We start from the raw sequence: 19,783 nt of genomic DNA, 5'->3' as shown, positions 1-19,783 counted from the left end.
GTGCGGTGTTTTTTGCGATGGGGTACTGTAGAAAATATATTGCATAAAGTGACAAACAAACTTTAAAACGGGCAAATAAATCTTCCAAAAATAATTAATCTAACCATCAATTAAAAGCCTCAAAAAAGGATAATTTTACCTTATGTTGAATATGTAATATAAACCGTTAGATTGGGGGATCCGATGAAAAAACTGTTTGTTCTTCTTATCATTTTCTGCCTCGCAGCATGTAGCAATCAATCGGTTTTTCTTTCTGGCAGTAGTAAACACTGGGAAGGCCAATATTCCGCTAATATTGAAGGGAATAGAGAAGATGGAACCTTCATTTTTGGTTATAAAAATGCAAATAAAAATACCAATTTTAAGAATCTTCAAGTCATAATTGAAAATAGTTCGGGAAAATCGGAACGAAAGGAAGAGGATCATAAAGGGGCGACTATTAGAATCTCTCATGCTTGTTCAGGATGCGCTGTGATAGATGCAAGTGAACCGATGAAGGTCACCATTAAATGGAATGACAAAAACGAAGAAATCTTTTATTTGAAAAAGAAATAGGTGCAAAAGCAGCGAAGTTCATGGTGTAACCCGCTGCTTTTGCACCTATTTTAATTCTTTTGCTAAGGCACGCCCCGCCTGCCTTCCTGTAAAAAGACATCCGCCGACAAAAGTCCCTTCCAATGAACGATACCCATGAATACCGCCGCCTCCAAAACCGGAAACTTCACCCGCAGCAAAAAGACCTGGGACGGGATTCCCTGATATATTTAGAACACGGCCGGATAAATCCGTTTGCAAGCCGCCAAGCGTTTTACGGCTCAATATATTGAGTCGGACTGCAATTAACGGTCCCATTTTCGGATCAAGGATTTTGTGAGGAGATGCAACTCGTATTAGCTTATCTCCAAGATAGTTACGGGCACCGCGTAAAGCCGTTATTTGCAAATCCTTTGTAAAGGTATTATCCATTTCACGGTCTCTGGCCAAAATCTGTCTTTCAATTTCTTCATATTTAAGCAAATTCGTTCCCGAAAGTTTGTTCATTCCGGCAACCAGTTCAGGCAAAGTATTTGACACTACAAAATCTTCACCCTTATCCATGAACGCTTTAACTGGTGGAGTAGGGCCTGGAAGGACACGGGATAAAACTTTTTTGATACTCTTTTCAGTCAGATCGGGATTTTGTTCAGAGCCAGATAGTGCAAACTCTTTTTCAATTATTTTCTGAGTCAAAATAAACCACGAGTAATCATATCCTGTTTTCATAATTGCTTCCAGTGTTCCTAATGTGTCGAACCCTGGGAAGTTCGGTGCTGGAAAGCGCTTGCCGGTTGCATCAAGCCAAATGGAGGAAGGGCCGGGCAAAATCCGAATTCCATGCATTGGCCAAACTGAATTCCAGTTTTTGATGCCTTCCGTATAGTGCCACATCCGGTCTCGATTGACAATGCGGCCTCCGACCTTCTCTGTGATGGCAAGCATTTTACCATCGACATGTTGAGGAACACCGGAAATCATATTTTTGGGTGCATCCCCAAGCCGTGCAGGCCAATTTTTTCGAATCAGTTCATGATTGCCGCCGATGCCGCCGCTCGTTACCACTACTGCTTGTGAGTGAAACTCAAAATCTCCAACAACCTCTCGTGAGCTTGCTTCACCACGGGCGACCGAGCTTGGAACAAGGATATCACCACGAACTCCAGTTACTGCTTCATTTTCGGTAATTAATTCAGTAACGCGGTGTCGCGGACGGTAGGCGACAATTCCATTCTTCATCGCTTTCCGGACCCTTTCTTCAAAAGGTTTTACTAACCCTGGACCTGTGCCCCAAACGATATGAAACCGCGGTACAGAGTTACCATGCCCATCAGCAAGGTATCCCCCACGTTCCGCCCATCCAACAACTGGGAAAAATCGCACTCCCATTTCGTAAAGCCATTGCCGTTTTTCTCCTGCGGCAAAATCAATATAAGCTTCCGCCCATTTCATCCCCCAATAATCTTCATCCTCCAACCGGTCAAATCCAGCAGCACCTACCCAATCCTGCCAGGCAAGCGCGCGTGAGTCTTTAATTCCCATTCTGCGCTGTTCAGGTGAATCGACAAGAAATAAACCGCCAAATGACCACCAGGCCTGGCCTCCAAGGGAAGCTTCCGGTTCTTGATCTAAAAGTAGTACTTTTTTACCGGCTTCAGCAAGTTCGGCTGTTGTCACTAAACCTGCAAGACCAGCGCCTACAACAATTACGTCATATCTCATAGCTTACCTTCTTCCGATTTAGTTTGACTAAACACTATTCACCAAATATTATGTATAGTTAGAATATACCATTTTATTACTTGTTTAAAAAGGAGCAGAACCGATGAAATACAGAATGATTGAAAAAGACCCATTTACAATCGTAGGGATTAAACGGAAATTTTTACTGGTGAATGGAGAAAATCTCGATGGTATTCCAAAACTCTGGGATGAGGTGAATGCAAATGGAACGAGTGAACGTCTTTACCATTTGAATAATGGAAACATAAAAGGTGTTTTAGGGGTATGTGTGGCTAACTCCAATCAACATTCAGATGAAATGGATTATTGGGTAGCAGCGGAATTTGAAGGTGAGGTTCCACAAGGACTATACCATTTAAAAATTCCTAGCTCTAAATGGGCTGTTTTCGAAGTCCGTGGTGCTATGCCCCATGCTATGCAAAACGCTTGGAAACAAATTTTTACCGAATGGTTTCCAACCAGCGGCTATAGGCATGCAGCCTCACCCGAGATGGAAGTTTATCCAAAAGGAGACCCATCCGGCGACGATTACTATTCGGAAATCTGGATACCAGTTCTTTAAGAAAATTGTAGAAAGGATGGTCCAATATTATTATAGACCATCCTTTTTGTTTTAATTTTTGGGGAGATTCAGCTGCTATGAAACTCCATATTGATCTTCTACCCAGCCAAAAGTTTGACTTACAAGTGTAGGTCCAAGTGGCATAAGAACTTTACCATCTTGTTATAACTTCTCAAAATACATATTGATTTCCTCTATTGAAGTAAAATGGGTGTTGATTCCTTTATTCATATTCATTGGAATTTTTCTGCAAACCACCGGAGTGCTTGCTGTTCCATTTCCTTCACGAATCCTTTTTTGGCCGCGCTATATTCTCTGGTATGCTCGAAACGTTTGGCCAACTCTTCTTTGAAATGACTGTACCTAGCTGCATCCTCAGGATGGGATCGCAGGTAATCGCGATATATTAAATGGCGTTCAATTTGAGGGTTAGCGAATTGTTAAAAGTGGATATGATGTGTCCTGTTCTCCCCGCCTTTTCGGAATAATCTTCTCCCTGAAATTCCCCATTCCCCAGCAACATCATAGCCTAAAGAATTCATTTTATCGTTGAATAAATCAATTTTTTCAATGTCTTTTACAATACACATCATATCAATCACAGGTTTTGCCTTCATGCCTTGCACGGAGGTGCTCCCAAAATGTTCAAATGTAATGATCTGATTCACAAAAATAGTTTTTAGCAATTCAGCCTCCGATTGAAACATTTCTCCCCAGTTTTCGCTAAAGTCTGAAAGTCGAATTTTCATCTGGATTCCCCCTTTTGTGATCTAATATTTAATATAGAACCCTCCACAAATAGAAAGTTGCATAGGCCTCCCAGCCGCCCCAGTTCGCAGCTAAATCTGAAATTTCATCTTTTGTTGGCTTTTTATCCGTTCCTAATATATGTTTAATCGCATTATGCAGTCCGACATCATCAATTGGAAAGGCCTCAGGAAACCGTAAACAGCGCATCAGGACATAACTGGCCGTCCATGGTCCAATCCCGCGAATACTAACTAACTTTTTTTCCGCTCCTTTTAAATTTCCAGCATCCAATAAAATTTCTTTTGTTAATTTTCCCTTTACCATTAAATTGGCTACTTCAATCAAATACTCGCATTTCTTAACGGTCATTCTTAACCCAACTAAATCCTCTACCTGTAAATTGGCAATTTCAGAAGGTTTAGGGAATATCCAATAGGATTCACCTTCAAATTCCACACACTGCCCAAAGTTTTCAACGAGTCGCCTTTTTAAAGTATAAGCAAAGGTCAAATTAATTTGCTGGCCAAGGATGCCCCAGCAAAGCGCCTCAAAAAGATCAGGAATCCCCATAATCCGTAATCCATAAAACGAATTGACTGCCCCTTTTAACAAGGAATCTTTTTTTGCCATCACATAAAACGGTACCAAATCTCTCTCCAAATCAAACCACTCCCACACATAGTAGGCTACAGCCGTTCTGGTCATTTTACTTGGAGGGGCGGAATCTCCTAAAAAACGGATCATTAAATTATCTTCTGCATCCGCATTTATTTCAATAATGGATATCTCCTGCCCGATCGATATAGCCTTATAGATCCGTTCGTCCTTTATCATATACATACATTCAATAGGGGATCTCGTTAAGTAATTTAGATTTTCTTTAAAATTAAATTCCTTTGGAGTAAACAAGGTTAGTTCATGCTCATGGTCTTGCCAATTAATCAAAGTAAAACCTCCAATTTTTAAAAAATCCCTATTCTATTTTTAACATAAAAATGATTTCGATATCTTGCTATTACATATTAAATCTGTAAATTTGTCTCTCAGAGAAGGTATACTATTTTCAGAGGTGATGGAAATGAAAATTGGGCAAGGAACTGAAGAACTGACTGAAGAAAAATGGCAGGCGATTCTACTCAATGATGCCAATTACAATCAGCAATTTTTCTATGCAGTGAAGAGTACGGGTATTTTTTGCAAGCCATCATGCAAATCAAGACCACCAAAAAAGGAAAATGTCCTTATTTTTAAACATGCGGAAGAGGCCCTGACCGCTCATTTCCGTCCATGCAAACGATGTAAACCAACTGGTGACAGGCTTCCTGACCAGGAATGGGTTGTCCAGATAAAAAACTATATTGATCAAAATTACACTGATAAACTTACACTGGAAATATTGGCTGATGTTTGTCATGGCAGTCCCTATCATTTGCATCGAACATTTAAGAGAATAACAGGAGTAACCCCGGTAGAGTACATTCAGCAAATAAGGGTAAATACAGCCAGAAACTATTTAATCCATTCAAAAAAAACAATTGCTGAAATTGCCTTATTGGTTGGATTGCAGAATACACCATATTTTATAACATTGTTTAAAAAGAAAAACGGGCTAACACCCGTTGAATATCGGAACAAGGAGGTGGAAAAAAGTGAGTTCAAAGAGTAAATCGACAATTTACTGGACATTAATGGAACATGAAGGATGGACTCTCAATATAGCAGCAACCCAAAAAGGGCTTTGTTTTATAGGTTCAAAAAATCGACCGTTTGAAGAGCTATCTACTTGGGCGGAGAAACGATATCCCAGCAGCACGTTAATCCGTGATGATGAAAAATTACAGCCATATGTAGTGGAAATAACTGAGTATTTGCATGGATACCGCAAAGAATTTACCATACCAATGGATTATCATGGAACAGAATTTCAGGTCTCTGTCTGGAACGCCCTTTGTGAAATTCCCTTTGGGGAAACCAGGACCTATTCAGATATTGCGAAACATATCCAAAAACCAGCTGCAGTTAGAGCAGTCGGGACCGCAATTGGCGCTAATCCGGTGCTAATTACCGTTCCATGCCATCGGGTCATTGGAAAAAATGGTTCGCTAACCGGGTACCGTGGTGGATTGGAAATGAAAAAACATCTGCTTACTATTGAACGAGAAGGCAGGGGAAAATAAAATGAGGATCAAAGATCGAATTTTGGGGTTAAATTGGGAAAATATTCAAACTGAACTGGAGGAGAATGGTTACGCACACCTGCCTGTGATACTGAAAAAAAAAGAATGTAATGACATAGTGAATACCTATTATCAAGAAAACTGTTTTCGTAGCACAATTAATATGGCCAGATACAGGTTCGGAGTTGGGGAGTATAAATATTATCTGGCCCCATTGCCGGACCAACTCCAACAACTTAGAGAAGGTTTTTACCCTGAACTTGCTAAAACAGCAAACCGCTGGAATGAACAGTTGAGGAGTGATGTTACGTATCCTCGGTCACTGGACGAATTTCTTGAACAGTGTCACCAGCAGAATCAGCTTCGCTCCACGCCATTGATATTAAAATATGAATCCGGTGGTTACAACTGCCTTCATCAGGATTTATACGGTGATGTCTTTTTTCCTTTCCAAGTCGTATTTGCCTTGAATCAAAAAGAGTTAGATTATACTGGTGGAGAGTTCCTGTTAGTGGAGCAGCGCCCGAGAGCGCAAAGCCGAGGACATGTTATTACCTTAGAACAAGGTGCGGGATTAATTTTTCCAACAAACAACCGACCTGTATTGGGAACAAAGGGGTATTATCGAACAACCTTAAAGCACGGAGTCAGTACAATTACATCAGGAACAAGATATACACTGGGAATTATTTTTCATGACGCGAAGTGAGCTTTCTTATAAAAATCCGAAAACGCTTTTAAACAAGGGGAAGGGGTTATCTTGGTGGATATACGCATTCTCTGAATCCATATACTGGCTGTTCCTTTGCCTGTTCCTATTGCTATGTCCGGCAAATGCCGGTTTCGCTTTTTCGAAAAAAAGAGTGGGGTACATGGGTGGATATCAAGCAGGGTGCTGCCAATTTACTTATTAAAGAACTAAGAAGAGAAAAGGCTAAAGGAAGGGTTACGATTTTTATGTCCTCGGCCACTGACCCCTATCAACCGATTGAGTATAAGGAAAAAGTAACGAGATCCTTGCTGGAGGTCATGACCATTGAACCTCCTGATTTTTTACTGGTACAAACAAGGAGTCCGCTTGTTTGCCGAGATATAGACCTTCTACTTCAATTAGAAGACAGGGTACGGGTCAGTATGACGATTGAAACAGATTTAGAAGAGATTCGCACACATTTTACACCTCATGCTCCGCCGATCGGTGCAAGATTAAAAACGCTCGCGCAACTAAAAGATGCAGGGATTCCAACACAGGCAACGATTGCACCGGTTTTACCAAGCAGTGAAGGGTTTCCAGAAAAATTAAGATCATTAGTCAATCGGGTTTGTATCGATGATTTTTTTATGGGAGACGGCAGCGGCGGTAGACGGACAAAGCGGCTGGGGATTGAGCAGATATATGAGAATTTGGGTTTAACAGAATGGTACGGGCCAGCAGCATATCGGTTGGTGTATGAAAGGTTAAAGCCATTTTTTTCTGAAAATCAGGTTTTAATCAGCCAGAAAGGTTTTGAACCAAACTGAAAATGGGACACTAAGATGTACTACATATTATGGAGGGAACCTAATGGCAGATTTCTGTCCATCACTTTGGCCGGAGGAACCAACTCCTGAACTGCTAAAGGATTGTGGAGAATGCGGTCTCATACAGCATGGTACCCGAATGGTCTGGGGAGAAGGGAATCCTGATGCTCCGATTATGGTCATTCTCGATAACCCGGGAGCCCGCGAGGATCGGGAAGGAACACCCTTTGTTTGCGGGACAAGACAAGCATTACAAGCGGCAGTCCATCAGGTTGGCTTGGACAAGGATGACTTGTATATTACGTATATTTTAAAAAGAAAACCAGTACGTGCTTATGATAAAGAACAAACCCGCAAAGTCTGTATGGGCCATTTAAAAGAGCAGCTTGAAGTAAAACATCCTGCTATAATTGTGTGTTTAGGAAATGTTGCGGTTCAATCTTTTTTCCATGATCCTTTAGTAGATGTTAAAAGCTTACGGGGCAAGATGCATCGAGTTCAAGGATTTCAAACAGCCGTAGGGTACCATCCATTAGCAGTAAGACGCCGCCCAAACCTTTGGACCATGTTTGTTGAGGATTGGACTTTTATCGCTGACAAGTATCGAAGAATTGAGTTGTGAAAAATTTCGCAACTCTTTTTTCGTCTTTTCATTGGACTGTCTACTGATGGAATATTACTATAAATTAAGATTCCTTTTAAGGAGAATTTGGATGAAAACAGAAAAAGAAAAGATGCTAGATGGGGAGCTGTATAACCCAGCTGACCCGGTATTAGTAAAGGATCGCGAAAATGCGCGGAGACTAATCCGTTTATTTAATCAATCACTTGAAACGGAGATCAGCAAACGCTCAGAAATATTAAAAGAACTATTTGGGTCCACAGGTGAAAATATATCTGTAGAGCCAAATGTAAGATGTGATTACGGCTTTAATCTCCATGTCGGAGAAAACTTTTATGCAAATTTCGATTGTGTATTTTTAGATGTATGTGAAATTCGAATCGGTGTTAACTGCTTCATTGCTCCGGGTGTTCATATTTACACGGCTACACATCCAATCCATCCGATAGAAAGGAATTCCGGGAAGGAATACGGAAAACCGGTATCGATTGGTGATAATGTTTGGATTGGAGGAAAATCTGTGATTAATCCTGGTGTAATCATCGGCAATAACGTGGTAATCGCATCCGGTTCGGTTGTCACAAAAAATATCCCTAACAATGTTGTTGTTGGCGGCAATCCTGCAAAAATCATTAAACAGATTGAATTATAAAAATTAAATCAATATGTGGATTAAAACATAAAATAAATTATTTACCCCGTATCTTTTTAGCCCCCTTGAAACGTTTAAAGGATAGAGAGTGCTAAAGGAGTGAACACAATGTTAAACCGAGTAAATTCGTGTCCTGTAGATAACGAGGAAGAATCTTTATGGATTGAATATTATCCAAAACTCAAGCGCTATTGTCATTTTCTTGCCCAAAACCAATGGGATGGTGATGATATTGCCCAAGAGACCATTTTGAAGGCATTAAAGAATTACACCATTAATGAAAAAATGTCTTCTGCTTTATTAAATAAAATGGCTTACAATCATTGGGTTGACCAGATTCGTAAAAGGAAAAATGAATCGATTGAGGCGGAGGTCGAGCTTAATTACGAAGAGGCAAGGAGTCAGTTAGACAATATCATGGCTACTGTCGACATCATGCTAAGGCAGTTTACTCCGAAGCAGGCAGTCATTTTTTTGCTAAAGGAAGGTTTTCAATATCAGCTCAAGGAAATTGCTGATCTTTTAAATACCACCGAAATGGCTGTGAAAGCGAATCTTCATCGGTCAAAGCAGCGTTTAGAAAAAGCGAAAGAAGAGGGATCAGCAGAAAAATATTGGGATGAAGAGGAGCGCGAGGTGCTTTCAGAGCTTTTTTACGAAGCTTTGAAGCTTCAAGATCCAACCGTTCTAATTGAAATGGTTCCTCAAATAAAAAGTGTTGTTGATTCGCCTAAACTTGTTACTTTACCTTTAAAACAAACTCACTTTCCTATAAGCGCTCTCTGCATGGCTGCTTAGCCAATTACGCTTTTAAGGAGGAGTTTATTTGAGTACGATTCCATATGTAATAGAACAATCCAACCGTGGGGAACGGTCCTATGATATTTATTCACGCTTGCTAAAGGATCGGATTATTATCATAGGTGATGAGATTAATGATCAAGTTGCTAACAGTGTAGTAGCACAATTATTATTTTTAGCAGCTGATGCTCCTGATAAAGAAATTTCTCTTTATATTAACAGTCCCGGCGGTTCGACTTCAGCTGGATTTGCGATTTTTGATACGATGCAATATATTAAACCGGATATTCGGACGATTTGCACAGGAATGGCGGCGTCGTTTGGAGCGATGCTGTTGCTCGCAGGAACAAAAGGAAAACGATATGCACTCCCAAATAGTGAGATCATGATTCATCAGCCCCTTGGGGGTGCACGCGGGCAAGCAACCGAAATCGAGATTTCCGCACGACGTATCTTGAAATTAAGGGAGCATGTGAATCAAATTATTTCGGATCGTACCGGTCAGCCGGTTGAAAAAGTAGCTAGGGATACCGACCGCGACTTTTTCATGAGCGCCGAGGAAGCAAAAGAATACGGGATTATTGATGAGATTCTTTATCCAAAATGATGATACAAAAATGCCTAGATTCTTTATTCTGGGCATTTTTTACTTTTCTATTTTTTGAAGTCAATCTCGTAATTCCGCGATACTCTTTCCACCCAAAAATGCATGTCCCGTTTTTAATTTCGTAACCGTTCGAAAGCCGTACTTTTGATACACTTTCTCCACCTTTTCATTGATCGGAAACACCCAAAGGTTTTCAAGCCCCTTTTCAGCAACCTCAACCTGAATATAGTGAATAAGTTCACCAATTAAGCCTTTGCCTCGAAATTCTTCTAATGTAGCAACACTTTCCATCCTGGCCTGATTTCCGCTTACAAAAATACAAGCAGTTGAGCAAGCCGACCCGTTATAACGGAGTAAATAATGTTCAAAATTAGGATGATTAAATTCCACCTCAAACGCTTTTTCTCTAACTGCTTTGCCACCCAATTCCTTAGTGCAGCATTCTATATGTAGTGCTTCTGCAAAATTATCATCCGTTACCAATTCAATCGTTACATTCTCATTCACTTCTTTTTCCACAATCTTTTGATCCCACATTTGAACAGGACTACTTAATTCCTCAAAGCCAAAGTGATTTAATTTTAATTGGGATATTAAATTTTGTTGGGACTCTATATTATAAATATAGAACCTTGGAATAATATTTTTAGATTGATAGAAATTGATTACTTCATCGATAATTAATTGAGGCTGCTCGCAAACTTGATCAATATGAGCATGATTTGCATCATAATAAACAGGTTGCTTTTCATTACAAAACAAGGCACCCCAAGTGGTGTCTGTACGAGTCGTAAAGGTTTCCAAATAGGCAAAATCTAACTTGATAATATCTTGTAAATTCATTTAAAAACCTCCATTTTAGAATTCCTGATAGAACTAGTTTAACATTTATATGATTTTGAACATATCCCATGATTTATTATTATTATGCAATAAGTTTGTTCAATAAAAGTTTTCTAATTGGAATAAAAACAGGTAGTTCCCAAGAGACTACCTGTGGTTTGCTGCTCATAATCATTTTTCGCGGTTACCAGGCTTGTAGGTACCATGCCCATGATGGGCCCCATATCCAGGATAGTAACCAGTATGCCCGTGATGATACCCATACCCAGGATAATAACCACCATGCCCGTGATGATATCCATACCCAGGATAATATCCGCCATGGCCATGATGATAACCTTGTCCAGGATAATAACCCCCGTGCCCATGATGATAACCTGTACCAGGATAATAGCCACCATGCCCGTGGTGATACGCAGAGCCGCCAAAATTTCGTGAATTTTGTTTTTCCAAATTTGTTTGCCTCCTTATTTCCTTTCAAATAGTGTATGTTTATAGAAATAATATGAGTGGATGCTTGACCTGCTTTTCCATGTAAAAGGAATTTTCACTTTAGGAGGGTAATGAATGATTGAAAAAATTGATTTTGAAAATAAACGTCTTGTTAAAGAATTATATGAACTCCAAAGAGCCTCCTATCTAATTGAGGCTGAGTTAATTAATTTTTATGAAATACCTCCCCTAAAAGAGTCTTTTGAGGAATTATTAGAATCGAAAGAAACCTTTTTTGGTTATTTTGAAGGAGAGGAGCTAGCAGGAGCATTATCATACGAACTCAAAGGGAATGAACTCACGATTTGTAGAATGATTGTTGATTCCATGTATTTTCGAAAGGGGATTGCTCAAAAATTATTATTATGTCTGGAGGAGGACAAAAAAGAAATTCCGATTTTTAAAGTATCGACTGGCAGAGATAATACGCCTGCTAAAAACCTTTACTTAAAAAATGGTTATCAGTTAATTCAGGACATTGAAGTTGTTCCAGGTTTGTTTATCAGTACTTTTGAAAAAAGAAAGGCAGATTGGAAATGAAAACAACCCTGCAGATTCTGCTGGGTTGTTGAGTTAAGAAACCTTATGACTTTCAATATATGTTTCAAAAGCTGGATGAAATTCTTTTTGATAATGTTGATCCGGACAGGATTTGATGACAATCCCTTTTAAAGTTTTTGATTGATGAGTTTCTAATATTTTATTGCACTTAGGGCAACGATCAATAAATAGATTTTTAAAAAGCCCCATACTTAACCTCCTAATCCATTAATTCCGATGTCTATACTATGAATTATACAATATTAACGCCATTTTACAATAGATATTGCTCTCTTTTATAGTATGGAAGGTAAAAAGTATTTGTGAATAAAAAATGAAGTTGGGAATGAACGAAATAGGTTTATAGTGATTTTTAGTAAAATAATTTAAAATAAGAGGCGAGGTTGCTTCTTCTTTTCTAAAACTTCGATAATTGAATTATAGAGAGCAAAAGCTTATAATTCCAATAGAAATATACTGAATGAAACGGAGTGCTATTATGAAACTACATAATTCTATTTTAGAGCTGATTGGGCATACTCCAATCGTGAAGTTAAATCATTTGGCAGACCCAAGTGGTGCTTCTGTTTACATTAAATTGGAGTCCTTTAATCCCGGAGGCAGTGTAAAAGACCGTGCTGCGTTTAACATGATTAAGGTAGCCGAAGAAGAGGGGAAAATTACTCCCGGAAAAACCGTTATTATTGAGCCAACTTCAGGAAATACCGGAATAGGCTTAGCGATGGTTTGTTCCGCTAGGAAGTACCGTTGTATCATTACGATGCCGAATAATGCAACAGAAGAGAGAATTAAAATCCTAAAAGCTTATGGTGCAGAGGTGCATTTAACTTCATCAGAACACGGCATGCGTGGAGCAATTGAAGAAGCTTACCGTATTGCTGAAGAGATCCCTGATTATTTTATTCCGATGCAATTTGAAAACAGTGCGAATTCAGATGCTCATCGGGATACAACAGCGATTGAAATCTACGAGGCATTTAAGGGGAAATTAGATGCCTTCATTTGTACGGCTGGCACAGGCGGTACCGTTACTGGTACGGGTGAAGTTCTTAAAGAAAAAATACCAAATCTAAAGATTTTTGTGGTTGAACCTGCGGGGTCACCCGTTTTATCCGGAGGACGTCCTGGCCCGCATAAAATCCCTGGGACGGGCCCTGGGTTTATACCAAAAATTTTAAATCAATCTATTTACGATAAAATTTTATTAATTGAGGATCAGGATGCCCAGAACATTGCACGTCGTCTGGCTGCTGAAGAAGGAATTTTAGTTGGTGCCTCAGGAGCAGCTTCTATCTATTATGCTTTAGAAATTGCCAAGAAACTTCCATCCGATGCAAATGTCTTAGGATTGGCACCGGATACCGGTGAACGTTACTTATCATCTGATTTATTTCCAATTTAAATAATAGGATTTAAAAAAGCTGCTTAGGTAGCTTTTTGTTTTTTTACTTAGGCTTTGTTAAAAGCTGAGGTAAAATCCGATTTTTGGAGATTAACTTTTCACTAAATAAATACTTAGAGGAAAAACTTATTTTTTCTTATATGTAAAAAAGTTTGGTACAATCAAAGTTATGATGCAAAACAGGAGAGGGTAGCCTTAGGATGGATGAGTCAAAATTGTATGCCTATTGTTTACAAGGAGATGTAATCGCAGCATATAAATATCTCCGTTCAGTTCCAGATAAAAATGCTAAATTTCTAGAACTGGAATCGAAATATTATCAACGTTTTTTTAGTGAAAATCCGAATGATCGTTTTAAATCCGAGGATCCGTGGATCCAAAAGGTTCTTTCTTTCTATTTCGAATATTTCAGGTCGGTGTTGACGCATAAAAGTGTGATTTATTCAGAAAATCGACTAAGGCTTTCACTTTCAGAATTAATTTATGGTCATCAACAAGATGAGGAATTGGATAGATTGGAGGAGCAATTATCGATCCAATTTAAAGAAAAAGGTTATGAGTTTGTCGGTGGGGTAACACCGCCATATAGGGGCCCATATATTTGGAAAACAACCGATAAAGAGAACTTTACAGTTGAACTGCCACACCATACCCAAAAAGTAACGGTTTATTTTTTGTCTGATTTTATTTTACAAAGCTGGGCCCATTATGCTACATTTGGTGAAAAATTTGCCGGCGGCTGGGCAAAACCAGATGGACTTTATTATGTAGCGGACCGTCCGGAGCATAAAAAGGAGAATCAGGATTGCAGGGAATTTCAAATCAGTTATTTGAAGCACGAGGCCCAGCATTTCAGTGATTTTTCTCGTTTCCCCCATCTTCAGGCTAAGGATTTAGAATACCGTGCAAAGCTGGTTGAATTAATTTACGAACCAAATTCATTTAAACTTATAAATAAATTTTATTATGAAAAGAAAAATGATCCGTTTCTACCGCATTCCTATTCTTCTTTGGTCATTTTGAAGAGATTATCGGAACTTGCATTTGGAGTAGAGGAGATTCCTAGTTTAGAAAAATGGGAGAAATTAAGTTCAGACCGAATTCGGGAATGGGCACTGGGTTTGTACGAGGAGAATACAGCTAAGCTTATGGAAAATGGTAATCAAATCAGGGGGATTATTTAGTAAAAGGCTGTGTTAAAGGACAATGTTGATTTTAAACAACGTTGATTGGAGCGGAAGGCACGAAGACTCCTGTGGGATTACGGGACAGGGGAGACACCCCGCAGGAGCGAAGCGACGAGGAGGCTCCCCGAACCGCCCACGAACCGCTTGTGCCTGGAGCGGAAATAAACAACCAGGTTTAACAGAGCCTAGTAAAAAAAGAGCTTGTGGATCAATTGTTTTCAGCGATCCTAGCTCTTTTTCCTTTTTTATATGATAAATAGTGCCTTTTCAGTTTTTGTTTCGAATTTCTTTAATAGTTTCTTTTCACCCAGGACAACAAGAGTATCACCAGGATTAATCGTGTCATCTGGAAATGGTGAGATGTTCATCTTTCCGTTACTTTTAATGGCGATAACACTTAATTGGTATTTTGCCCGAATATCCAATTCACGAAGGCTTTTACCTATCATAAATGAAGAGGCAACAATTTCTTCTATTTTATATTCATCGGATAGTTCAATAAAATCAAGGACATTAGGTGACAAAAGATTCTTAGCAATTCGGATGCCAGTTTCTCGTTCAGGTAAAACGACCCGATCAGCCCCGACCTGAGTAAGAACTTTTGCATGCTGATTTGTTACTGCCTTTGCTATAACTTGTTTGGCCCCTAATTCTTTTAAAATCATAACAGTTAAAATACTTGCTTGAATATCGTCTCCTATGGCTACCACAACTACATCCATGTTTCGAAGACCTAGCTCTTTTATTACCCTCTCATCTGTTGTATCTGCAACTACTGCATGTGTTGAGAAATCTGAATTTTCTTGAATCCTTTTTTCATTTTTATCAATCACTAAAACTTCAGCACCGTCTTTAAATAACTCAGCTGAAAGACTCGAACCAAAGCGGCCCATACCGATTACTGCAAACTGTTTAGTCATATGTAAGACATCTCCCGAAAAACATTATTTAAGAGTATGATAGTGTGGGTTTTTCACAAACCACCTAAAAAAATAAAAAAGCCACGGAAGAGAGAAATCTCCTCGTGGCGGTTTTTTTGCATCATGAAATAAACATGCTGCTTGCACGATTAAAATGATATCTCTTTAACACGCTTACGAGGTTAGCTGACGGATTCGGATGTAAGAGTCACCCTACTTAAAAAGACAAGCATTAGAATAGAAATATCTTTTTAAGATTCACCCCATAGAAAAGTTTTTGTAAGACTCTTCAATGATGGTTCCCCCGTTCCCAATTGGAACTCAGCGATTCAAAAAATTAAATTACGAATCATATCTTACTCCCTCTATTAGAATTTGTAAATACTCTAAAGTAAACTCATTCGTTAGGTCTTCTTTTTTGTGGATTTTTTCATATGAATGAAGTAAAAAAATATAAGTTTTAGAGAGGAGATTTATGCAAAGTTCACAAAAAACGGGTGCGAAATCATATTTGATCACCAAAACGTTAGATCCTGAGAATCAGGAAACACCGATTCAATTTATCCATAAAGATTTTGTAACTGAAAAACTGTTTTATCGGAGGAACCATTTTTCATATCCGAATTTTGTATCTTCCTTTTACTGGCTGTCTATAGGTGGACTCGTGAATTTTTCGAGAACCTTTTCGCTAGAGGAAATTCAAGCATTACCGTCCAAGACGTTAAAGTCAGTTCTTGAATGTGCAGGGAATAAAAGAGGTTTCTTTAAACCAATGGTATTTGGTGAGCAGTGGCAAAAAGGGGCGATTAGCCAAGGAATTTGGAAGGGTGTCTCATTAAGGACGATGCTTAGGTACACGGGTGTCTTAGAAGCAGCGAAGGAAGTAGTTTTTGAGGGATATGACTTTGGCGTACGAACAGACTCAAACGATCTTACTTATTTTAGTAGGAGTTTGCCGATTGAAAAAGCACTTCATCCCGATACCTTAATTGCCTATGAGTATAATGGAAAGCCGCTTCCTTTTAAGCACGGTTTTCCTCTGAGGTTAATTGTCCCGGAATGGTATGCGATGGCCTCGGTAAAATGGATTAAAAAAATCACCGTGATTGACCATGAATTTAAAGGCCCTTTTCAGGCGGTTGATTATGTTTATTACCCCAAAAAGGATTCAGATGAGGGAAAATTACCTGTGACAACAATGAAAATAAACTCAACGATTCAACAGCCAATTGATCGGCAAATTCTTAATACCGGATTTCATACTATTGCAGGGATTGCCTGGACTGGGAGAGGGGTGATCACGAAAATTGAAGTGAGTGTGGACGGGGGGATGACTTGGAGCTTCGCTAATTTGGTGCAATCGCCGGAAAAATATGCTTGGGTTCGTTGGGAATATAAATGGGAGGTGTTTGAAAAAGGGGAGTACACCATCCTTTCGAGGGCTATGGAATCAGAAGGCGGGAAGCAGCCAAAGGAAGCGGTTTGGAACCGTAAGGGGTATGGTTATAATGCAATCGATACGATTAAGGTGAAGGTGGAATAAATAACGAATTCGATGAACAGGTCCCTGATAACGTTACTTTGGATGGCAACGAAGTCCAAAAGAGCAGTGAAGCTTTCGTGAAATGTTCTTCATAAGGACGATGAAGGCCAAAAGAGCAGTGAGGCTTTCGTGAAATGTTCTTCATAAGGACGATGAAGGCCAAAAGAGCAGTGAGGCTTTCGTGAAATGTTCTTCATAAGGACAATGAAGGCCAAAAGAGCAGTGAAGCTTTCGTGAAATGTTCTTCATAAGGACGATGAAGGCCAAAAGAGCAGTGAAGCTTTCGTGAAATGTTCTTCATAAAGACGATGAAGGCCAAAAGAGCAGTGAAGCTTTCGTGGAATGTTGTTCATAAGGACGATGAAGACCAAAACGTTTTAAAAAGGAATGGAAATGTCCTTCAAAGGTCGGTAAACACATTGAACAATCAAAAAGCACACGATATCTAACTCGTGTGCTTTTTACTTTTATCCAAAAAATGTCTGAACAATTAACCAGCAGTTTAACCCTAAAATCACGATAGCAAAGATTGTTGATAAAATCGTAGTTATTCGTTTATTCGTTAGCACACCCATTAATTCCTTCTTCTGGGTGAAGTAGATGAGCGCAATAATCGGACAAGGTAGAACAATACTTAGAACCACCTGACTGATAACTAGTGTCCGGGTTGGATCAACCCCCATAGCAACGATAATAAAGGTTGGAAGCATTGTAACCAATCGTCGAATCCATAATGGAATCGTAAATCCAACAAATCCTTGCATAATGACCTGACCAGCCATCGTTCCCACCACAGAGCTTGAAACACCGGAAGCAAGTAATGAAATCAAGAATACACTTGCTGCGGCTGAACCAAGCAGCGGTGTTAAGGTATGGTAGGCCGTAGTAAGATCCGCAATATGACTGTTTCCAGTGGTGTTAAAGACGGATGCAGCCATATACATCATGGCTAAGTTGACAAACCCGGCAAGCGTCATGGCAATCATGATTTCTTTTGTACTAAACTTTTGAATTTTGATTTTTTCCATATCATTTCGTGGTACAATTCGATTTTGCGTCAGGCTGGAGTGCAAATAGATTGCATGTGGCATGACTGTTGCACCGATTACACCAACTGCCAGTATAATACTTTCTTTGTTGCCGAGCCACGGTGTGACACTATGGTAGGCAATTAGACTGAGATTCGGTTTGGAAATGACGGTTTCAACTAAATAACATAAGCCGATAAGAACAGCAAATGCGGCAATGAATTTTTCTAACGGGCGGAATCCGAATTTTTCTAACATTAGAATAAGATAGGTGACAATACCGACGATAATCGTTGCATATAGCATTGGGATACCGGCTAGTAAATTTAGTGCGAGCGTTGCACCTAAGAATTCAGCAAGGTCGGTAGCCATTGCGGCCAGTTCTGAAACCACCCACATGCCGTAGGTCATCCATTTTGGCATATGGTCCCGGCAAACCTCTGGAAGACTTCTGCCAGTAGCAATTCCTAATTTTGCTGACATATTTTGTAGCAACATAGCCATCAAGTTAGCTAAAACGATTACCCAAAGCATTTTATAACCAAAGCTCGCACCACTTTGAATATTGGTTGCGAAATTTCCTGGATCTACATAGGCGATGGAGGCAATAAATGCAGGTCCGAGAAACGGAAGCAATGCACGGATGCCTTTAACCTTTCCATTAATGGCATCTCTTGCTGCTGAGACCGTTCTGCTTTCTGCAGCCTGAGCCCTCTGAACAGTAACTGAATCTGTTTGGCTCATAAGACACCATCCTTTCTTTAAGTTTATTTTTCGTTGTACCAAGGTTTGTTCGTTCGTCAATAAAAGTTTCCCTAGTGCAAACTTTCTATATCCCTATTATATAAAATTTTGAAAAATTTGTGTACGCTTTTGCTTGAAAAAATATTCGAATTCTAAAAAAGGGCATTTAACTATTAGGATAAAGAGGAAACGAGGCATTATATACCCTAAGGTTTATGAGAGGTGGGAAGGGAAACCTAAGTAAATTGTCAAATACTTAATGAAAAGCAACAATAAAGGAGTGTTTAGTTTGAAAGTGGGAATAGATGCGGGCGGCACGTTGATTAAGATTGTGTATCAAGAAAAAAATAGAATGCATTATAAAAAGTTTCCAATTTTTGAGATGGAAACTGCTATAGCTTGGTTAAAAATTGTTGCACCGAATGTAAAAGCTGCTTTGACAGGTGGAAAAGCACATATAATTCAACAAGATTTTTTTCCAGATGAAATCATCATTCCGGAATTTCAAGCGACATGTGAGGGAGCAAAGTTACTTTTACAAGAGGAAGGGGGAAATTTGGAGGATCCCTTTCTATTAGTCAATATTGGAACTGGAACATCGTGGCATGTTGTGAAAGGGGGTGAGTATGAACGGATTCTTGGAAGCGGAATGGGGGGAGGAACCTTTACAGGGCTCGGTTCTTTGTTAACGAAAGTGGAGGATTTTCAAGAGCTGACAATGCTAGCAAATGAAGGTGACAAAGGCAAAGTGGATTTACTGGTGAGGGATATTTATGAATCGGCCGAACCACCGATTGATGGGAACCTAACCGCTGCCAATTTTGCAAAAGGGAATAAGGTGAAGCACACAGATGCAGATCAAATGGCGGCCCTTTCAAATATGATCACGGAAACAATTGTGTTATTAACGCTCCAGGCAGCGGCCATTCATCAAGTAAAGCAAGTGGTCTTTATCGGAAGCACATTGGTCGGGAACCAGTCGTTACGAAAAGGACTTGAATTTTACATGAACAGGCTAGGACTTACGGGAGTGTTTTTAAAAAAGGGTGAATACTGCGGGGCAGTCGGGGCTTACTTTTCTGTCTAAAAATGTT

21 protein-coding genes, 2 pseudogenes and 1 riboswitch are annotated in these 19,783 nt (G+C 39.5%); of the genes and pseudogenes, 15 read left to right on the top strand and 8 right to left on the bottom strand.

From position 1 onward, the window contains the following. The first annotated feature begins 183 nt into the window (after nt 1-183). A complete protein-coding gene (locus E2K98_RS07490) occupies nt 184-555 on the top strand; it encodes a hypothetical protein (RefSeq protein WP_133333620.1) in 372 nt (123 codons plus the stop codon). A gap of 45 nt (nt 556-600) precedes the next feature. On the opposite strand, the gene E2K98_RS07485 is transcribed toward E2K98_RS07490, so the two are convergent. Next, nucleotides 601-2,256 (bottom strand): FAD-binding dehydrogenase, encoded by a 1,656-nt coding sequence (locus E2K98_RS07485; protein WP_133333619.1) that lies wholly within the window; start codon nt 2,254-2,256, stop codon nt 601-603. A 103-nt stretch (nt 2,257-2,359) separates the two neighbouring features. On the opposite strand from E2K98_RS07485, the gene E2K98_RS07480 reads away from it, so the two are divergent. Then, entirely contained in the window at nt 2,360-2,839 is a 480-nt protein-coding gene (locus E2K98_RS07480) for a GyrI-like domain-containing protein (RefSeq protein ID WP_133333618.1), read from the top strand. A 233-nt stretch (nt 2,840-3,072) separates the two neighbouring features. Here the strand turns inward: E2K98_RS07480 and E2K98_RS07475 are convergent. Beyond that, nucleotides 3,073-3,588 (bottom strand): annotated as a pseudogene (locus E2K98_RS07475) (GrpB family protein). Between the two features lie 28 nt (nt 3,589-3,616). Then, nucleotides 3,617-4,531: a DNA-3-methyladenine glycosylase family protein gene (locus E2K98_RS07470; protein ID WP_235824758.1), complete on the bottom strand. Its 915-nt coding sequence runs from the start codon at nt 4,529-4,531 to the stop codon at nt 3,617-3,619. Between the two features lie 136 nt (nt 4,532-4,667). Here E2K98_RS07470 and E2K98_RS07465 point away from each other — a divergent pair, with 136 nt between their 5' ends. The 8 genes and pseudogenes from E2K98_RS07465 (at nt 4,668) to clpP (ending at nt 9,969) form a co-directional block, all read left to right on the top strand. Next, the gene (locus E2K98_RS07465; protein WP_133333617.1) at nt 4,668-5,255 is read left to right on the top strand and encodes a bifunctional transcriptional activator/DNA repair enzyme AdaA; all 588 of its coding nucleotides are present in this window, start codon (nt 4,668-4,670) and stop codon (nt 5,253-5,255) included. Beyond that, entirely contained in the window at nt 5,239-5,766 is a 528-nt protein-coding gene (locus tag E2K98_RS07460; RefSeq protein ID WP_268884040.1) for a methylated-DNA--[protein]-cysteine S-methyltransferase, read from the top strand. Before E2K98_RS07465 ends, E2K98_RS07460 begins: the two co-directional genes overlap by 17 nt. 1 nt (nt 5,767) lies before the next feature. Next, nucleotides 5,768-6,475 carry a 2OG-Fe(II) oxygenase gene (locus E2K98_RS07455; protein ID WP_133333616.1) on the top strand — a complete coding sequence of 236 codons (708 nt, stop codon included), beginning with the start codon at nt 5,768-5,770 and terminating at the stop codon, nt 6,473-6,475. Continuing rightward, nucleotides 6,462-7,287 (top strand): annotated as a pseudogene (locus E2K98_RS07450) (radical SAM protein). Before E2K98_RS07455 ends, E2K98_RS07450 begins: the two are co-directional and overlap by 14 nt. A gap of 43 nt (nt 7,288-7,330) precedes the next feature. Beyond that, a complete protein-coding gene (locus tag E2K98_RS07445; RefSeq protein WP_133333615.1) occupies nt 7,331-7,909 on the top strand; it encodes a uracil-DNA glycosylase in 579 nt (192 codons plus the stop codon). 91 nt (nt 7,910-8,000) lie between these two features. Continuing rightward, nucleotides 8,001-8,561, top strand: coding sequence for a maltose acetyltransferase domain-containing protein (locus E2K98_RS07440; protein ID WP_133333614.1), 561 nt, complete (start codon nt 8,001-8,003; stop codon nt 8,559-8,561). 108 nt (nt 8,562-8,669) lie between these two features. Further along, nucleotides 8,670-9,359, top strand: coding sequence for a sigma-70 family RNA polymerase sigma factor (locus E2K98_RS07435; RefSeq protein WP_133333613.1), 690 nt, complete (start codon nt 8,670-8,672; stop codon nt 9,357-9,359). Nucleotides 9,360-9,387: 28 nt separating this feature from the next. Beyond that, nucleotides 9,388-9,969: an ATP-dependent Clp endopeptidase proteolytic subunit ClpP gene (clpP, locus tag E2K98_RS07430; protein WP_026575174.1), complete on the top strand. Its 582-nt coding sequence runs from the start codon at nt 9,388-9,390 to the stop codon at nt 9,967-9,969. Between the two features lie 60 nt (nt 9,970-10,029). Here clpP and E2K98_RS07425 read toward each other — a convergent pair whose 3' ends face one another. After that, nucleotides 10,030-10,812, bottom strand: a complete 783-nt coding sequence (locus E2K98_RS07425) for a GNAT family N-acetyltransferase (RefSeq protein ID WP_133333612.1) — start codon at nt 10,810-10,812, stop codon at nt 10,030-10,032. Nucleotides 10,813-10,983: 171 nt separating this feature from the next. Continuing rightward, on the bottom strand, nt 10,984-11,265 hold the full coding sequence (locus tag E2K98_RS07420) for a hypothetical protein (RefSeq protein ID WP_133333611.1): 282 nt from the start codon (nt 11,263-11,265) through the stop codon (nt 10,984-10,986). A 114-nt stretch (nt 11,266-11,379) separates the two neighbouring features. On the opposite strand from E2K98_RS07420, the gene E2K98_RS07415 reads away from it, so the two are divergent. Further along, nucleotides 11,380-11,844 (top strand): GNAT family N-acetyltransferase, encoded by a 465-nt coding sequence (locus tag E2K98_RS07415; protein WP_133333610.1) that lies wholly within the window; start codon nt 11,380-11,382, stop codon nt 11,842-11,844. 33 nt (nt 11,845-11,877) lie between these two features. Here the strand turns inward: E2K98_RS07415 and E2K98_RS30835 are convergent, their stop codons facing one another. Continuing rightward, entirely contained in the window at nt 11,878-12,054 is a 177-nt protein-coding gene (locus E2K98_RS30835) for a hypothetical protein (protein ID WP_165976201.1), read from the bottom strand. Between the two features lie 289 nt (nt 12,055-12,343). On the opposite strand from E2K98_RS30835, the gene cysK reads away from it, so the two are divergent. Both cysK and E2K98_RS07405 read left to right on the top strand, forming a co-directional pair. Continuing rightward, a complete protein-coding gene (cysK, locus tag E2K98_RS07410; RefSeq protein ID WP_133333609.1) occupies nt 12,344-13,267 on the top strand; it encodes a cysteine synthase A in 924 nt (307 codons plus the stop codon). Between the two features lie 200 nt (nt 13,268-13,467). Continuing rightward, the gene (locus E2K98_RS07405; protein WP_133333608.1) at nt 13,468-14,451 is read left to right on the top strand and encodes a hypothetical protein; all 984 of its coding nucleotides are present in this window, start codon (nt 13,468-13,470) and stop codon (nt 14,449-14,451) included. A gap of 248 nt (nt 14,452-14,699) precedes the next feature. Here the strand turns inward: E2K98_RS07405 and E2K98_RS07395 are convergent, their stop codons facing one another. After that, nucleotides 14,700-15,374, bottom strand: coding sequence for a potassium channel family protein (locus E2K98_RS07395; RefSeq protein WP_133333606.1), 675 nt, complete (start codon nt 15,372-15,374; stop codon nt 14,700-14,702). Nucleotides 15,375-15,530: 156 nt separating this feature from the next. Beyond that, a riboswitch (cyclic di-AMP (ydaO/yuaA leader) is annotated at nt 15,531-15,711 on the bottom strand. 138 nt (nt 15,712-15,849) lie between these two features. On the opposite strand from E2K98_RS07395, the gene E2K98_RS07390 reads away from it, so the two are divergent. Further along, complete coding sequence (locus tag E2K98_RS07390) at nt 15,850-16,917, top strand: sulfite oxidase (RefSeq protein ID WP_133333605.1); 1,068 nt, start codon at nt 15,850-15,852, stop codon at nt 16,915-16,917. 467 nt (nt 16,918-17,384) lie between these two features. Here the strand turns inward: E2K98_RS07390 and E2K98_RS07385 are convergent, their stop codons facing one another. Then, nucleotides 17,385-18,689: an Nramp family divalent metal transporter gene (locus E2K98_RS07385; RefSeq protein WP_133333604.1), complete on the bottom strand. Its 1,305-nt coding sequence runs from the start codon at nt 18,687-18,689 to the stop codon at nt 17,385-17,387. Between the two features lie 295 nt (nt 18,690-18,984). Between E2K98_RS07385 and coaW the strand changes: the two genes are divergently transcribed. Next, complete coding sequence (coaW, locus tag E2K98_RS07380) at nt 18,985-19,776, top strand: type II pantothenate kinase (protein WP_235824757.1); 792 nt, start codon at nt 18,985-18,987, stop codon at nt 19,774-19,776. Nucleotides 19,777-19,783 lie beyond the last annotated feature (7 nt).

The sequence above is a fragment of the Bacillus salipaludis genome, from assembly GCF_004358205.1.
Note: the sequence above shows the minus strand (reverse complement) of the source record. Positions and strands in the feature narration are given on the sequence as shown.